Source organism: Desulfothermus okinawensis JCM 13304 (genome assembly GCF_054654515.1).
Genome location: NZ_BAAIEW010000013.1, coordinates 15,332 through 30,176, shown reverse-complemented (window position 1 = coordinate 30,176; position 14,845 = coordinate 15,332). Strand labels below are relative to the sequence as shown.

General features: G+C 36.6%; 17 protein-coding genes. 4 read left to right on the top strand and 13 right to left on the bottom strand.

Annotated features, from left to right (window positions below):
• Positions 1-20 precede the first annotated feature (20 nt).
• Genes bioD through bioB form a run of 8 tightly spaced genes read right to left on the bottom strand, consistent with a single transcriptional unit; the run spans position 21 to position 5,792 of the window.
• Entirely contained in the window at positions 21-722 is a 702-nt protein-coding gene (bioD, locus tag ACYQ0O_RS06520) for a dethiobiotin synthase (protein WP_459891628.1), read from the bottom strand.
• On the bottom strand, positions 719-1,870 hold the full coding sequence (locus tag ACYQ0O_RS06515) for an aminotransferase class I/II-fold pyridoxal phosphate-dependent enzyme (RefSeq protein WP_459891627.1): 1,152 nt from the start codon (positions 1,868-1,870) through the stop codon (positions 719-721). The genes bioD and ACYQ0O_RS06515 overlap by 4 nt, the downstream gene beginning before the upstream one ends.
• A complete protein-coding gene (locus ACYQ0O_RS06510) occupies positions 1,843-2,253 on the bottom strand; it encodes a hypothetical protein (RefSeq protein WP_459891626.1) in 411 nt (136 codons plus the stop codon). Before ACYQ0O_RS06510 ends, ACYQ0O_RS06515 begins: the two co-directional genes overlap by 28 nt.
• Positions 2,250-3,437, bottom strand: a complete 1,188-nt coding sequence (locus ACYQ0O_RS06505) for a beta-ketoacyl-[acyl-carrier-protein] synthase family protein (RefSeq protein ID WP_459891625.1) — start codon at positions 3,435-3,437, stop codon at positions 2,250-2,252. The genes ACYQ0O_RS06510 and ACYQ0O_RS06505 overlap by 4 nt, the downstream gene beginning before the upstream one ends.
• Before the next feature lies 1 nt (position 3,438).
• Positions 3,439-3,810, bottom strand: coding sequence for an acyl carrier protein (locus tag ACYQ0O_RS06500; protein WP_459891624.1), 372 nt, complete (start codon positions 3,808-3,810; stop codon positions 3,439-3,441).
• A gap of 11 nt (positions 3,811-3,821) precedes the next feature.
• The gene (locus ACYQ0O_RS06495) at positions 3,822-4,550 is read right to left on the bottom strand and encodes an SDR family oxidoreductase (RefSeq protein ID WP_459891623.1); all 729 of its coding nucleotides are present in this window, start codon (positions 4,548-4,550) and stop codon (positions 3,822-3,824) included.
• Positions 4,534-4,839 (bottom strand): ApeI family dehydratase, encoded by a 306-nt coding sequence (locus tag ACYQ0O_RS06490; protein WP_459891622.1) that lies wholly within the window; start codon positions 4,837-4,839, stop codon positions 4,534-4,536. Before ACYQ0O_RS06490 ends, ACYQ0O_RS06495 begins: the two co-directional genes overlap by 17 nt.
• Positions 4,833-5,792, bottom strand: a complete 960-nt coding sequence (gene bioB, locus ACYQ0O_RS06485) for a biotin synthase BioB (RefSeq protein ID WP_459891621.1) — start codon at positions 5,790-5,792, stop codon at positions 4,833-4,835. The genes ACYQ0O_RS06490 and bioB overlap by 7 nt, the downstream gene beginning before the upstream one ends.
• Positions 5,793-5,967: 175 nt before the next feature.
• On the opposite strand from bioB, the gene ACYQ0O_RS06480 reads away from it, so the two are divergent.
• A complete protein-coding gene (locus ACYQ0O_RS06480) occupies positions 5,968-7,179 on the top strand; it encodes an OmpA family protein (protein WP_459891620.1) in 1,212 nt (403 codons plus the stop codon).
• A 26-nt stretch (positions 7,180-7,205) separates the two neighbouring features.
• Here the strand turns inward: ACYQ0O_RS06480 and ACYQ0O_RS06475 are convergent, their stop codons facing one another.
• The 5 genes from ACYQ0O_RS06475 to ACYQ0O_RS06455 all read right to left on the bottom strand — a co-directional run bounded on the left by ACYQ0O_RS06475 (position 7,206) and on the right by ACYQ0O_RS06455 (position 12,735).
• The gene (locus ACYQ0O_RS06475; RefSeq protein ID WP_459891619.1) at positions 7,206-8,375 is read right to left on the bottom strand and encodes a SufB/SufD family protein; all 1,170 of its coding nucleotides are present in this window, start codon (positions 8,373-8,375) and stop codon (positions 7,206-7,208) included.
• Positions 8,363-9,121 (bottom strand): ABC transporter ATP-binding protein, encoded by a 759-nt coding sequence (locus ACYQ0O_RS06470; RefSeq protein WP_075068672.1) that lies wholly within the window; start codon positions 9,119-9,121, stop codon positions 8,363-8,365. Before ACYQ0O_RS06470 ends, ACYQ0O_RS06475 begins: the two co-directional genes overlap by 13 nt.
• 132 nt (positions 9,122-9,253) lie before the next feature.
• Positions 9,254-10,873 (bottom strand): dephospho-CoA kinase, encoded by a 1,620-nt coding sequence (gene coaE, locus ACYQ0O_RS06465; RefSeq protein WP_459891618.1) that lies wholly within the window; start codon positions 10,871-10,873, stop codon positions 9,254-9,256.
• Positions 10,874-10,879: 6 nt separating this feature from the next.
• On the bottom strand, positions 10,880-11,704 hold the full coding sequence (locus ACYQ0O_RS06460) for an RluA family pseudouridine synthase (RefSeq protein ID WP_459891617.1): 825 nt from the start codon (positions 11,702-11,704) through the stop codon (positions 10,880-10,882).
• Positions 11,689-12,735, bottom strand: coding sequence for a tRNA nucleotidyltransferase/poly(A) polymerase-related protein (locus ACYQ0O_RS06455; protein WP_459891616.1), 1,047 nt, complete (start codon positions 12,733-12,735; stop codon positions 11,689-11,691). Before ACYQ0O_RS06455 ends, ACYQ0O_RS06460 begins: the two co-directional genes overlap by 16 nt.
• Positions 12,736-12,845: 110 nt before the next feature.
• On the opposite strand from ACYQ0O_RS06455, the gene ACYQ0O_RS06450 reads away from it, so the two are divergent.
• The 3 genes from ACYQ0O_RS06450 (at position 12,846) to pdxA (ending at position 14,775) form a co-directional block, all read left to right on the top strand.
• Entirely contained in the window at positions 12,846-13,334 is a 489-nt protein-coding gene (locus ACYQ0O_RS06450; protein WP_459891615.1) for an NUDIX domain-containing protein, read from the top strand.
• Positions 13,335-13,382: 48 nt separating this feature from the next.
• On the top strand, positions 13,383-13,700 hold the full coding sequence (locus tag ACYQ0O_RS06445) for a hypothetical protein (RefSeq protein WP_459891614.1): 318 nt from the start codon (positions 13,383-13,385) through the stop codon (positions 13,698-13,700).
• A 103-nt stretch (positions 13,701-13,803) separates the two neighbouring features.
• Positions 13,804-14,775, top strand: coding sequence for a 4-hydroxythreonine-4-phosphate dehydrogenase PdxA (gene pdxA, locus ACYQ0O_RS06440; RefSeq protein ID WP_459891613.1), 972 nt, complete (start codon positions 13,804-13,806; stop codon positions 14,773-14,775).
• Positions 14,776-14,845 lie beyond the last annotated feature (70 nt).

The window sequence follows — 14,845 nt, the reverse complement described above, 5'->3', positions numbered from 1 at the left end:
AATAAAAAACAGGGCCTAAATTAGGCCCTGTTTAAAACCATTTTATCTTCCAATTCCTCAATTAAACCAAAATAGTCTTCACAATCTATAGATGGATCTTTTATCTCCTCAACTAAATATACCTTTACCCCGGAAAACATAGAAATAGCTTCCATATTCTCCTCCACCAGATTCTTATGTTCTTTTTTTTTCATTGAAAATATTACCCCTAAAACAGGGATATCCCTTTTTTTTAAGGCTTCAATTGACAAAAGGGTGTGGTTTATGGTGCCAAGAGATGCTCGTGCAACCAAAATTACATGGGTCCTTAGTAAGTTTATGAGATCAATAACCAAAAAATCCCTGGTAATGGGCACCATTAGCCCACCAGCTCCTTCTAAAACCACCCTGTCATATCCCCTGGTCCTTTTAATAATCCACTCTGTTAAATAATTAATATCTATCTCCTTATTTTCATCTCGGGCTGCAAAATAGGGGGCCTTTGGATTTTTAAATAGATAACATACTTTGTCTAATAAAAAACCTCTATCAACCTTTCTCATAAGATTATTATAGACAAAATATGCATCAGAATCATCATGACATACGTCATGACAACCAGTTTGAATCAATTTTAAATAAATTGAATTTTTGTTTTTTTTCTTAAAAAAATTCATAATTAAAGAAGAAATCAAAGTCTTTCCAACTCCAGTATCTGTACCAGTAACAAATATATGATTCATGTCAAAATTCCATATTTAAATAACACTTCTTTTAAATTGAATATAAAATTATCAAGATCCTTTTCTGTATGAAAATAACAAAGGCTTAGCCTCAAAATGGATTTACCAATTGGAACAGTTGGATACCTTGAGTAAAATACCAAATAACCCCTACTCAATAATTCCTTTGCAACATCTTTTGCAAGGGCTTCATCTCCTATTTTTATACTCAGGATATAGCTTTCTCCAACAAAAGAAATACCCAAATCCCTTAACTTTTCCCTGACATAGAGAGATATTTCCTGTAAGTACCACCTCCTATCTTCTAAACCATGTATGACCTCCAGAATATCCATTGCACAGGCAGCATGGGCTGGGGGAAGGGCAGTTGAGTATATTAAGGGAATTGCGAAATTAAACATATATTCCTTAACTAAAGATGGCATAAGCAAAAATGCTCCAAAAAAACCAAACGCCTTGGTAAATGTACCAACAATCACATCAGACCTACCAGTTGTAACACCTTTTCCCAATTTTCCCATTGCCCCCAATGAATGTGCCTCGTCTACTACACTAAAAAACTTGGCATCCTCTTTGAGACTAAAGAAATTATCTACGTCTAACACGTCCCCATCCATTGAAAATAAAGACTCAGTAACCACCCCAATATGTCTTTTTTCGGTTGCTTTGATTCTTTTTCTTAAGTGGTTTATGTCGTTGTGATTATATGTTTTAAACCTGCACCCACCTAATTTTAGACCTAATACACTACTTGCATGTATATGCTTATCTGCAAAGACCATATGGTCTTTTAAGAATATAGTGGACATAAGTGCAAGGTTTGCCTGGAATCCAGATTGAAAAAAAAGGCAGTCCTCATATCCAAAAAATTCAGCAAATGTTTTTTCTGCCTCTAGGACAATTGAATAGTTTCCACACACCACCCTGGAGGATGAAGAGGAAGTGGGATATTTTTTGAAATTTTTTATTATAATATCCTTAATATACTTATCAGAAGAAAGACCAAGGTAGTCATTGGAGGAAAAATTTATGAGTCGTCTTTTTCCAACATCAACATACTTACCCTGCCTGTTTAAAATTACCTCAGGATCCCTATAAAGAGAGGATTTTTTTTGTATGTTTAATAGTCTCTTGTATTCATCAAACATCCAAAAAGCCCCTTAAAGTATGGAATTATTAATTCTTTTTTAAAATCACCTGCAAAGTCTATATGGGACAACAAAAATTTCCCTTTTGCAAGTTCTTGTTTTCCATGAGGACCTAGTAACCAACCTTTATATAAAGCTGCAGACTTAGTCAAAGATATTTGATGGGCCTTGACCAGTACACAATCTAAAAGAGAGTTACTTAAAAACTCAAATTCTCGTATCTTTGCAAGAAAAACATGTTTCTCGAAATCAAGAAGCCACCTTAGATGGAGCCCACATGACTGGGCAATTGCCTCAATCATTTGCCAATGGATGGATTTTTCGATCTTACATCTAACTGAGATATCTTTCTTATTTATATTAGTAATGGCTATAAGCTTCATTGACCGGTACTTACAATTAAAGCTGCGTTTTGTCCACCAAAGCCAAAGGATTGGAAAATTGCATTGGTAAATTCTCCATAAAGGTCTTTTGGCAAAAAATTTATCTCTCCGTCCCGTGGATTTTCCAAATTCCTAATCCTTGGGACCAACCCTTTTTTGAGACAAATTATCCCTATGGCCATTTCTGCAGCACCACAAGATGAAGCCAGGTGTCCAATCCAGGACTTTATGGACGAGACATAAGGACATTTTCTTGAGAACAAATCCTTGATCAAGTTTATCTCCATGGTGTCATTTAACACAGTGCCTGTACCATGTGCAAAAATAACGTCAATATCCCCTGGGTCTAACCCCGCCATCTCAATTGCCCTTTTTACACACAATCCAGCCCATTTTGCAGATGTGTCTGGCGCAGTGGGATTTATGCCATCAAGGCTGCTAGAGTAGCCAATGACCTCGCCAAATACCTCCGCTCCTCTTAAAATGGCCATCTCCATATCTTCTAATACCAAAAACGCCCCCCCTTCCCCAGGGACAAAACCCCCATTTTTTGAGTCAAATGGTCCATACTGAAAACAAGGATCAAGTAGTTTATTATTTTTGAGAAGTACACGTGCATTTTTATACAATTTTAAACCATATTTACCTATTCTACTATCTGATCCCCCACACAGGGCCAATTTGAGTTCTCCATTTCGAATACGCAAAAAGCCTTCCCCAATTGCCTGGAGGGAACTGGCACAGGCATTTGAGATGGTCAAATTTTCTCCATGGATACCAAAGAGGTGTGATATGCAAAAGCAAAGGGTATTGGGCAGGATGGAAACTAGCCCCAATGCCTTTTCCAGGACATTATCATTGATTACTTCCACATTGGGACCGATTCCAACAAATAATCCACCCTGTTTTAGATCCTCATCACTTAGTCCAGCAGATTCAATTGCCATTTTTGCTGAAGCCAGTCCAAACTGCCAGCTTTTGGGTAAATATCTTATATATTTGTAGGATGAAATGTAGCTTTTTAACTGAAAGTCTCTAACAGGACAAATGATTAGTTCAGGATCATCTCCTGAAACTAGAAAATTAACCCTGTCATTTAAAACAGAATTTATTACCCCTTTTGGGCTGTCCCCCAGGGAGGTAACCAGACCAATCCCAGTAATTACTACCCGTTTTTTGGACATATTACAAGCTGCTTTTTTTAAATCTCACATAATCTAACACATCTTTAAATTTAAGTACCGGGCCATTATCCAAGTCCTTTAATATCTCATGGATCCTCTTCTGGGATAAATGGGTATATATCTTAGATAGGGCTTTTTCCCTAGAGGGATTATCTAAAGAAAGTTTATCCAAATTAAACCTCAAGTCTTTTAAGAACGCCACATCTTCATCTACATCTATTTTAAAGGTGGTATTTAATGCCACCCCTAGTTCCAATAAGTCAATGGACTCCATATTTAAATCGCGTATAAGATAAGTATCATCATCTATATCCAGAGGATTAATATCTAAAATATCTGCAATTATATTTTTCAGTGATTTTTCTATATTCATAGCATTACTCCCTAATAAAATATCTTTTGTGCAAAAAATCCTCTATCCATAGTTATTTCTCTGGCATTAAAACATCTTCCATTGTCTTTTAAAAAGTATATAATAGCATCTACAATGTCATCTTTATCTAAAAGATATGGATTTAATAAATTGTTTTTTTGTTGAATAAACCTTTTAGACCGTCCTGAATTAATATATCCAGGCCTTAAAATAAGGGTTGATATGCCTTTTTTATACATCTCAATTCCAATAATCTTATATATCCCCTCCACTGCCAGTTTTGATGAACAATAAATACCCTGTCCTATATTTGGTATATTCGCAGCAGTTGATGAAATATAGATAAGTCTACCCTTTCTCCTGGGCAGCATTGACCTAACAAGGTGTTTTATAAAAATGGACCTGTTTATGACATTGGTTGTGTAATAAGAAATAATCTCTTCATCTTTTAATGATAGAAATAACTCTTCCTCGTTTGTATGCGCCAGATCCACAAAATATTGTATCTCAAAATCCACTTTAGAAAAAAAATCATAAATTGAGTTCAATGAAGATAGGTCTACCTTATAGGTTGTTATATTGTTTTTTATATCTTCTCTTATCTTTTTCAGGCCCTTTTCAGATGAATATGTAATAATTGGTGTTATGTTTTCCTCAAATAGTCTTTTGGCAAGTAAAAGTCCAATCTCTGAGCTGCCACCTAATATTAAACATTTGTTACTACTACTTTTTTGCTTCAAGCAAGATCTCTCCTTTTGCAACTAACATCTCATCATCAAATAATTGGCAATAATATCCATTATTCAGTGGTTCTATACAAAAATGATAAACACCAGGGGGGATGAACTTCAAGAATTTGAAACCCTGTATCTTTAATCCAACAGGTTCACATCCCCGTCCCACTATTTGGGAAATAAATTTATCCACAATAATTGATCCAGGAACAACTGGATGACCTGGAAAATGTGTCTTAAATATGTCCATTTTGGAATCAAAGTAAAATGCTCCAGAGATTTTCTCCATCAGCATATCTTTAGCCCAAGATACCTAATCATCTTAAGGTCGTCATTAATATCCCTTCCAAGGGTTGTGAGGTAATTCCCTATCATCACCCCATTGGCTCCTGCTAAAAATATCCATGATTGAAAATCTCCCAAGCACACTTCCCTTCCTCCGCAAATGGTAATATCTTTAGCTGGATTCAAAAATCTAAAAATTGCTATGGCAATAAGGGCTTCCATGGGCTCAAGTATTGGCATGTTTTCGAGTCTTGTGCCCTTTATTGGATTCAAAAAATTTATAGGTATTGAATCAACGTCTAGTTCCTGTAATAAGCTGGCCAGCTCAAGCCTGTGGGAAAAGTCTTCACCTAGACCAATAATTCCTCCACTACAGACCTCAAGACCAGCCTCCTTGGCAACCTTTATAGTGAGCACGTCTTCATCATATTCATGGGTGGTGCAAATATTTTTAAAAAAAGACCTGGCTGTTTCCAGGTTGTGGTGGTACCTAGAAATACCTGCTTGTTTAAGTGAAATGGCCCTATCTTCATCTAAAATTCCCAGAGATCCACAAAGCCCAAGTTCTGTCTCTTGTTTTAATAAATTGGCTGCCTCACATATGGTGTAAATTTCTCTTTTTGAAAGTTTTTTACCACTGGTTACAAATGAAAACCGTCTTGCCCCCATCTTGGCCATTTCAATCCCCCTACCAACCAGCTCATCCTTGTCCAAAAGGGGATAGACAGAAATATTTGTATTGTGATATTTTGATTGCGCACAAAAAGCACAATCCTCAGAACACAGACCAGACTTTGCATTTATTATTGAACAGGTAAATACTCTTTTCCCTTTAAAATGTTCTCTTAACTTTGTGGCCCCCCAAAAAAAATCACAGAGATCATCTAAATTAACAATGGAAACCAGATCACTGGATGATATCTTTTCCCCATTTAAGATTCTATTAACTAGCCTATTTACCATAACCTCTCCTGATTGTTGTTAATTCCAAAAACAAGTTAATTTGATCATTTTGCTTTGTCAACATCATCATGCGATCTAGTTAACTAATGTTTAGTGTTATATTTTCTTGACTAAGTAATATAAGTAACTTAATGTTTTCATAATAAATAAAAAATTTCAAATAAGGAGGGGTGTTATGAAGCGTATTTTATTTTTTTTATTTTTGATTGTACTGGGCTTTTGTTTTAGTGTGGAAGCAAATAGCATCTACCAGAAAAAGGTAGATAATTTTGTGATTCTTATTGACATGTCAGGCTCAATGGGATGGACCTATCCAGGTGCGTCTAAGAAAAAATCAAAGATGGTCTTTGAAGCACTTAAAACCATGAAAAATTTTATTCCCAATCTAGACTACAAATATTCTGTTTATCAGGTATGTGGGCTAAAATCTTATTTAAAAAACAGGAATTATTCAAAGGAGTCCTTTAGTAATTTCTTAAATCAAATTGAAAAAAAATTGGTAAACAAGTCTATTTTTGGACCACCAACCACGCTGGGAGAGGGATTGCTTGGAATAGATAGAGATTTAAAAACCTTTTCAGGTAAGACTGCTATAATCCTATTTTCAGACGGAGGACAAAATTCTGGTGTAAGTCCAGTTGATGCTGCAAAAAAGGTCTATATGGACAATAACAAGATGGTTTGTTTTTACGTGGTAAGCTATGCCACAAAGCCAAAGGAAAAAGAAATACTGAGAAAAATAGCGGATATCGGTGGGTGCGGGAAGATTATTGACGCCAAAGATGCCATGTGTCCCATGAAACTAAAAGGATTTGTTGAAGATGCATTGATTAAAAAGGTTTTAGACTCTGATGGTGATGGGGTAGTAGACTCCATGGACTGGTGTCCCAAGACCCCAGCAGGTGTAAAGGTAGACAAAGACGGATGCCCATATGATTCAGATGGAGATGGGGTATACGATTACATGGACAAGTGCCCAAACACCCCAAAACAATACAGAGTGGATGAATTTGGCTGTCCCATTCCCTTAAAACTCACATATCACATAAACTTTAAATCAAATAGTGCAAAAATAGATCCCAAGTACTTTAACATCTTAGATAAAATAGGAAGGATGCTGGTGGAAAATCCTAAGAGTAAGGTCACAGTTGCAGGGCATACTGACAGCATAGGTTCTGCAAAATACAATCAAAAGTTATCACAGAAACGGGCTGAAGCCATAAAAAACTATCTCATTACAAAATTCAATATCCAGCCAAAGAGGATAAAGGCAATTGGATTTGGGGAAAGTATGCCAGTTGCTGACAACCATACCCTTGAAGGTAGAATGTTAAATAGAAGGGTAGAATTTTACTTTAAAGGACTATATGAGATGAGAAACAACTAAAAAAAGGGGCCTGATGGCCCCTTTTTTTAAAACATCTCCTCCCCTGCCTCTTCAATTATCTTATCAACTGCCTGTTTTAGCTCTGGGGGAAGACCCATTATATCCACATTTAAAAATCCCCTGACAATAGTTGATGTTGCTTCATCTTCATCCAATCCCCTGGCCATTAGATACTCAATTTCTTCCTGGGCTACTTTTCCCACTGCTGCCTCATGGGATAGTTCAACACCAGCCACTGTTCCCTCTAACTCAGGGATTGCGTGAATTGTTCCATCCTTTAAAATGAGCCCCTTACACTCCAGATGGCCTTTGGCGGGAACAGCATTCCCCTGGATATGTCCGGGCGCAACTATAGTACCACCAGTTGTGATTGTCCTTGATATTATCTCAGCCCTTGTATCAGGTGCATTTAGAACCATCCTGCTACCTGCATTGATGTAAGAGCCAGGGGGCGAGACAATAATTGAACTGGACCTGGCCACTGCTCCCTTGCCATTTAAAAATATTGTGGGGTATAATTGAACACTTTTTACAGGCTTAATTAATATGTAATTGTTCACCAAGGCCCCACCTTCTTCAACTATAGCAACAGATCTAGGTCTCACATGGACATTTGATCCCCAGTTGTGGATCATTGTAAATGTCAATTTACCACCCTTTTTTACGTAAATCTCAGAGATACCAAGATGAAGTGCAGCCTTTACATCATGGGCAACAGAACATCCAGTAATAATATGGAGCTCAGAATCCTCTTCCACAATAATAATATTGTGTACATTTTGCCCCACTTTCTCTTTTCTGATAAACAGACATGACTGGACTGGATTTTTTATTTTTACTCCCTTCTCTGTCTTAATAAAATATCCCCCATGCAATTTTTCATAAACTGCCTTTGTATATTCATCCTTATCTGGATCAACCAATTTCCAGTAATAATCTTTTAATCCATTGTACCTCTCCAGGGCTTCTTTGACATCCAGGACCTCAACTCCTGGCTCACAACTCTTACAATGGGCCCTTGAGTGATTCACATGAAGGAAACTTGCACTTCTCTCTCTTTCCTCTACATCAATACCTGCCATCAACAAATTCTCTCTATCTTTTTCATCTATTTCCCTTAAATCCTGAATCTCAACTGCTTCTTCTCCATCAAAGATAAATTCTTCCAGATTTATATTTTCATTTATATTAGACATTTTACACACTCCTTGTATCCATATTTTCTTATGTGTTCCAAAATATCCCTGGGCCTTGCTTCACAGCACAACACACCATTATACATAACCATTCCCCTATCGGCATTAATATATTCTAAGATATATCCTGTATGGGTGATTATAAGACCTGAAATATCCCTTCCTTCTTTTAATTTCTTCATGGAGGTATTAGGTGCAGGTGTTAATTTCTGTCCAAGCAACTCCTTTACTACTTCACCAATTAGAGCCATATTCTCCAAATCCACACCAGATTCAGGCTCGTCAAAGAGAAGCAATTTTGGTTCCTGTGCCATTAGCTGGAGTAGCTCAGACCTCTTGATCTCGCCCCCTGAAAAACCAAGGTTTATATCCCTATCTAAAAAATCCACCATGTTCACCCTTTTTGCAAGGGAATTAATGTCTATCTCCCGCCCCCTGGCACACAGTTTAACAAGGTCTTTGGTTCTAAGGCCATTTATTGTTGGCGGCCTTTGAAATGACATACCTATCCCAAGTCTGGCCCTTTCATAGGTGGGGAGATATGTAATATCATGTCCCCTAAAAACGATCTTCCCCTTTGTGACTTTGTAATTGGAAAAACCCATAATTGTCATAAGCAAAGTGGTCTTTCCAGAACCATTTGGACCAAATAAAATAAAGGTCTCATTTTTACCAATTGAGAGGTTGACCCCTTTTAAGACCTCTTTCCCTCCTACCTCAACGTGTAGGTCCTCTATCTGTAACATACAACCCTCCAAATGTTTTCTCGATTAAACATAGTGTTAACTTTTAATTTAAGTCCCAATTATAATTTTGTCACCTGAATAATTTTAAAAAAATTTTATTCATTCTATAATACATCACAACTAATCAAGGTACTATTTTAAAAAGCTAGTTATCCCGAGCTTATCAAACTGATAAACTCGGGATAAGAGTCTTTTTTTTCTAATTTTCCGTAGCAAACCTCGCAAATTAGCAACTTTTATTCTGGTATCTTCAATGGTTGAAGAATTATCTATTATTATATTACATCTTTTTAGTTTCTCCTTTTGAGGCAGTTGCCACCTGTCAACTCCTGATATCTGTACCTGGCTCCATCCCCTTAGTTGTTGAAGCCTTTTTATGCGCACCATATCCGAACAAAACACACCAACTATTACGTCAAAAATGGAATCTTCTAAACTTTTGTCCCACCCAGCCTCAACAAGGAGTGGAATTTCCAGTATCACCATATTCTTTGTCTTATTTCTTGAAATAAAATCCTTCATATCCTCAAACACAAGGGGATGGATTATCTTCTCCACCTCTTCTCTAAAATCTCTATCCATATTCATGTGGGCAAATAATTTCTTTTTGTCCACCACTCCCCTATCCTCATCCACAAACTCCAGACCAAAGGTCCTTTTTATCATTTCATAGCCAGCATTTCCTTCCCCATACAATGACTCAACTGCCTTATCTGCACTCCACAAAGGATACTTATCTCCTGCAAGGAGCCTGCACACCGTAGACTTTCCAGAACCAACACTACCTGTGACGCCCACTACCATAGGTCTTTTCTTTGAAGCATAAAGGACCACCCTGAAAAAATCCTTTGGTACTGTTGATATAAAACTCAAGTTTTCCTCATAAATAGGATGGGTTAGGGAAAGTTTCCATGCATGGAGCATTTGTCTTTTAGCAAGCTTGTTTAGTATCTTATTTTCAACTCTTTTGCCATTTGAATAAAGTTTGTCTCCCAATACAGGATGCCCAATGTGGGAAAAATGGACCCTTATTTGATGTGTCCTTCCAGTTAATATCTGGGCCTCAATAAGGCTTAGATTATAATCTTTGAACTCATAAATGACTCTATATTTAGTTATGGACTCCCTCCCTCTAGATCCATATACCTTCATCTTAATCTTGGTCTTATCATCCCTGTCTATAAAAACCTTAATCTCTCCTTGTTTTTTCTCAAGTATACCTACAACAATTGCCAGATACCTTTTTGTAACCTTTCTATTTAAAAAAAGCTCTTTTAACAGTTCTTGACTCTTCTTTTCCAGGGCTATAACCATTAGGCCAGTTGTGTCCTTATCCAACCTGTGAACAATACCTGGTCTCTCATCATCTAACTCTTTCATCCAGGGATATTTATGCAAAATGAAGTTTACCAGGGTGGTTTCCTTACAGGAAGGAGCTGGGTGGGTGACCAAACCTTTTGGTTTGTCTATTACTACCATGTATTCATCTTCATAAACAATCTTTAAATTCCCTTGTTCTGGCTCAATCTCATCTCTCTTACCTATAGATATTTCTATTAAATCCTTGTCCGAGACCTTTATTGAAGGTTTTGTTACTTTCTTTTTATTTACAAATACTGATCCCTGTTCAATTAATTCCTTTACCCTTTGTCTGGAATAATTTAAGTCTTTTAGTTTTAAATGTAAAAACTTATCTATCCTAATTGGTTTGTCTGTATCTGGTATATATGAATATTTCTTTAAATTATACATGCTACATTAAAATTCCTTTTTTATTTTTATATTAAAATTAAAACCCTTTACCATAAAATTATGTAAGTACATCCTGGGCATAGCGAAGTTACTGTAGCCATATAAAGGGTCACCAAGGATTGGATGTCCCATGTAAGATAGATGGGCCCTTATTTGATGTCTTTTACCTTTTAAAATTATGGCCTCAACAAGGGTCCTATTTTGTTTTTCAAAAAATTTTTTTGGAACTATTTTTGTATGCCTCGTACTATCTTTGTCTTCTTCATCTAAGACCTTTACTTTTTTTCTTTTACAGTGATTAATTTTATTTTTAATAATAATCTCCTTTTCCACATATCCGTGAACAAGTGCAATATACCTTTTTTCAATACCACCACTATCCTGCATAGAAAGGTATATACTTTTAGAATTTTCTAAAAGTCCAAAAAGCAAAATACCACTGGTCAAAAAATCCAGCCTGTTTAGCAAAAAAAACCTTTTCATTAAAAATTTCTCCAAAATATCTTCCATGTTTGGATTACTTTTACCCCTTGTAGAATGAACAAAAGGTGGTTTATACACCCCATAAATAAAATCATTTCCTTTAATAATTTGAGGGGTAATAAAGATATCCTTACCTTTGCCTGCAAAACTGGTGGTGGGAATATCTAAATCTAAAATCTCAATAACATCCCCTATTTTTAGTATCTTTTTTCTCTTTTTACACAGTGTACCATTAACAACTACCCTTTGTTCAGAAATAAGCTCTTTTATTTGCCTGAGCCCTTTTTTTGTCTTTTTCCTCAAATATGTATCCAATGAGGACTCCTCTTCCACTATAAACATAAGCATTTCTCGATCTCTCTTATCTGCATATTTCTCAAAATCTCCCCAGACTCAGGGCCAAGTCCCTTATATTTATTGGGGAGTTTTGTACTTTTTATTGTGTTTAAAAGCATAGTGACCTTATCCAGGTAAATCTTTTGGGTAATCTTCTCCATAACATAAAAAAAAGGTTCAACTATTTTTTGCCTATCCATAATGTATAATAAATCCCTTATCACTTCTGGAGACTTAAAAAAAATCTCTTTAGCTGCCAAATAATTGGCCACAAAACTTATTCCTGCTGCTGTAATCTTTTTGGGCATACCAATTCTGTTGCTCATATTTCTAAAGGCCACTTTAGCAGAATTTATTTCATCAAAATTTTCTATAAAACCATATCCAAGGGACATCCATGCACATATCTCATTCATGTTACATGCATCTAAAATCCCTTTCCACCTATTACTTCTTTTTAGTTGTTCAAGTTCAGAAAACCAATATCCAGTTGCACCTGTCTCAATTAAAAGAGAAAAAAAGTTTGATGGTTTTTTAGCGCAAATGGCCTTTGATACTTCTTGAGACACCCTTTCCTTTGATATCTTTTTCATGAGATGAATATTGCCACCAACCTGTCTAATAATCTCAAGGGAGTTTATGTCCACTGAAAAATCGGGAAATTGGGCATAAAATCTTGCCATCCTGTGGACCCTCAAGGGATCTTCTTCAAAGTTTTTCCTGGAAATTGCCCTCAAGACCCTGTTTTTAAGGTCTTCTATGGCCAGGGGGTGGTGGTATATCCTTCCCTTATCATCTTCAGCAATTGCATTAATCGTCAGGTCCCTGGACATGAGATCATCCATTATATTCTGGTACTTTGATATGGTATATTCATCTCTACCAATTAAATAAACAGAGATCTTTTTCCCAACTTTTTTTGCCCTGGGAAATCTATTAAGGAATTCATTTTCTGTGGCATCAAACACAACAAAATCCCTATCTTTGGATTTTTTTCCAAGGAGCCTATCTCGTATACTTCCACCTACAAGATAAATTTTCATATTAATATAGCCTCAATTTTAGCCCATTTCTTCTATTTGAAAAAAAACAGAACTAAGGATAGAGTAAGTCATCAAAAGAAAGGTTAATAAATACCCAAGGAGAAGTAAACATGAAGGACGTCCTAAAATGTCCCAGGTGTGGGGAAAGTATAGAGATTTACAAAAATCCCCTACCAACTGTGGATGTAATAATCTATACCCTCAAAAAAGAAGTGCTCTTAATTAAAAGGAAGAATCCCCCCTATGGATATGCCCTACCAGGGGGATTTGTGGATGTTGGTGAAAGTTTGGAAGAGGCAGCATTAAGGGAAATACTGGAAGAAACAGGACTAAAAATAGAGATAGATTCTGTTTTTGGGGTATATTCATCTCCAGACAGAGACCCCAGAAACCATACTATTACCACTGTGTTTGTTGCCAGGATGCCAGATGGACAAATACCCAGGGCTGGAGACGATGCAAAGGAATATGGTTTTTTCCCCCTCTATGCTCTTCCCCAGATGGCCTTTGACCACCAAATAATCTTGAGGGATTTTTTTAAACGCTTTGACAAGCTCAATAAAAACACGGTATCCATTGGAAGGAGCCTATTTATATAATAAAAAAATCTGCTTATTTCTTTAACTCCGTTATGGATCAAGTGATTAGTGAAAGGTAGAAGGGCGAAGGGTGTATGTGAAAGTGTGAGTGTATGTGTATGTGTGAGTATATGGAAGTTACAGACCACAGACACAGATAACAGATCACAGCAGAAAAATGATTCAGATATGTTAGAAGAATATGATTTTAGTAATGGTATTCGTGGGAAATATGCCTCAAAATATAAAGAAGGGACAAATTTAGTAGTAATTGATCCAGACTTAATAGAATATTTTCCAGATTCAAATTCAGTCAATGAAGCACTCAGGTCATTGGCCAGGCTTATGAAAAGATATAGAAATAAGAAGCCGGACAAAGTAGTGTAACTGACAGCCAATTCACTGCACTCCAGTGTGCCAAGAAGAACTGAACAGTTATTGCTGTACAAGAGATGGGGAATAATCAACTAAGTAAAAAAGGAACATTTTCATGATATTAATAACAATGGGGGATCCCAATGGCATAGGTCCAGAGCTAATTTGCAGGGTATTTTCCAAGGACCTGCCAATAGATGATAGTTTTTTAATAATAGGCCCCAAGGCCCCACTTGAATACTTTTGTAATCTATTTTCAATAGATAAGTTCTGGATACAAACAGAACAACCCTCTGACTTCCTAAAAAACAAGATCAACCTATACTCTAAAGGATTGGAGGATTTTTCCTTTACTCCTGGAGTGCCATCAAAAGAAAGTGGCCTCATCAGTGGTAAAATCCTGGAAGTTGCCATCCAGATTTTAAAGAAAAAAAAAGCTTATGCAGTTGTAACCTGCCCAATTAATAAGAAATCTCTAATGGATGCTGGTTTTAACTTTCCAGGACACACTGAATTTTTTGCAAATAGATTTGGTCTGTCCAAAGATGATGTGTGTATGCACCTGTGTGGTCCTAAACTTAAGGTATCCCTTGTAACTACCCATCCTCCATTAAGAGAGGTACCTTCTCTAATTACCAGAAAAAAAATATTAAGATGTCTTACACTAACCCATGAGATGCTAATAAAACTGGGAGAATACGAAAAACCTATAGGAGTATGTGGCCTAAATCCCCATGCAGGTGAAGGGGGTAAAATTGGTTCTGAGGAGATAGAGGTGATTGGACCAGCCATTGAATCAGCAAAAAAAATAGGAATAAATGTAATGGGGCCATATCCTGCAGACACCCTATTTCACAGGGCGTATATTGGAGAATTTTCAGCAGTCCTGGCCATGTACCACGACCAAGGGCTTGGACCATTAAAACTTGTACATTTCAATGAATCTGTGAATGTGACCCTGGGTCTGCCAATTATCAGAACCTCTGTGGATCATGGGACGGCCTATGATCTGGTGGGAAAAGGGATGGCAAAAACAGAGAGCTTAATTCATGCCATTAAACTGGCCTCAAGGCTGTGGATCAAGTGATTAGTGATTAGTGAAGGGAGAAGGGTGAAGGTAAAAGGGAGAGGAAATAACAATCAAAGAACCTTCAACC

Bases quoted from the DNA above. Each gene is read 5' to 3' on its own strand.
- bioD (WP_459891628.1), bottom strand. From the start codon at position 722: ATGAATCATATATTTGTTACTGGTACAGATACTGGAGTTGGAAAGACT.
- ACYQ0O_RS06515 (WP_459891627.1), bottom strand. From the start codon at position 1,870: ATGTTTGATGAATACAAGAGACTATTAAACATACAAAAAAAATCCTCT.
- ACYQ0O_RS06510 (WP_459891626.1), bottom strand. From the start codon at position 2,253: ATGAAGCTTATAGCCATTACTAATATAAATAAGAAAGATATCTCAGTT.
- ACYQ0O_RS06505 (WP_459891625.1), bottom strand. From the start codon at position 3,437: ATGTCCAAAAAACGGGTAGTAATTACTGGGATTGGTCTGGTTACCTCC.
- ACYQ0O_RS06500 (WP_459891624.1), bottom strand. From the start codon at position 3,810: ATGAATATAGAAAAATCACTGAAAAATATAATTGCAGATATTTTAGAT.
- ACYQ0O_RS06490 (WP_459891622.1), bottom strand. From the start codon at position 4,839: ATGCTGATGGAGAAAATCTCTGGAGCATTTTACTTTGATTCCAAAATG.
- bioB (WP_459891621.1), bottom strand. From the start codon at position 5,792: ATGGTAAATAGGCTAGTTAATAGAATCTTAAATGGGGAAAAGATATCA.
- ACYQ0O_RS06480 (WP_459891620.1), top strand. From the start codon at position 5,968: ATGAAGCGTATTTTATTTTTTTTATTTTTGATTGTACTGGGCTTTTGT.
- ACYQ0O_RS06475 (WP_459891619.1), bottom strand. From the start codon at position 8,375: ATGTCTAATATAAATGAAAATATAAATCTGGAAGAATTTATCTTTGAT.
- ACYQ0O_RS06470 (WP_075068672.1), bottom strand. From the start codon at position 9,121: ATGTTACAGATAGAGGACCTACACGTTGAGGTAGGAGGGAAAGAGGTC.
- coaE (WP_459891618.1), bottom strand. From the start codon at position 10,873: ATGTATAATTTAAAGAAATATTCATATATACCAGATACAGACAAACCA.
- ACYQ0O_RS06460 (WP_459891617.1), bottom strand. From the start codon at position 11,704: ATGCTTATGTTTATAGTGGAAGAGGAGTCCTCATTGGATACATATTTG.
- ACYQ0O_RS06455 (WP_459891616.1), bottom strand. From the start codon at position 12,735: ATGAAAATTTATCTTGTAGGTGGAAGTATACGAGATAGGCTCCTTGGA.
- ACYQ0O_RS06450 (WP_459891615.1), top strand. From the start codon at position 12,846: ATGAAGGACGTCCTAAAATGTCCCAGGTGTGGGGAAAGTATAGAGATT.
- pdxA (WP_459891613.1), top strand. From the start codon at position 13,804: ATGATATTAATAACAATGGGGGATCCCAATGGCATAGGTCCAGAGCTA.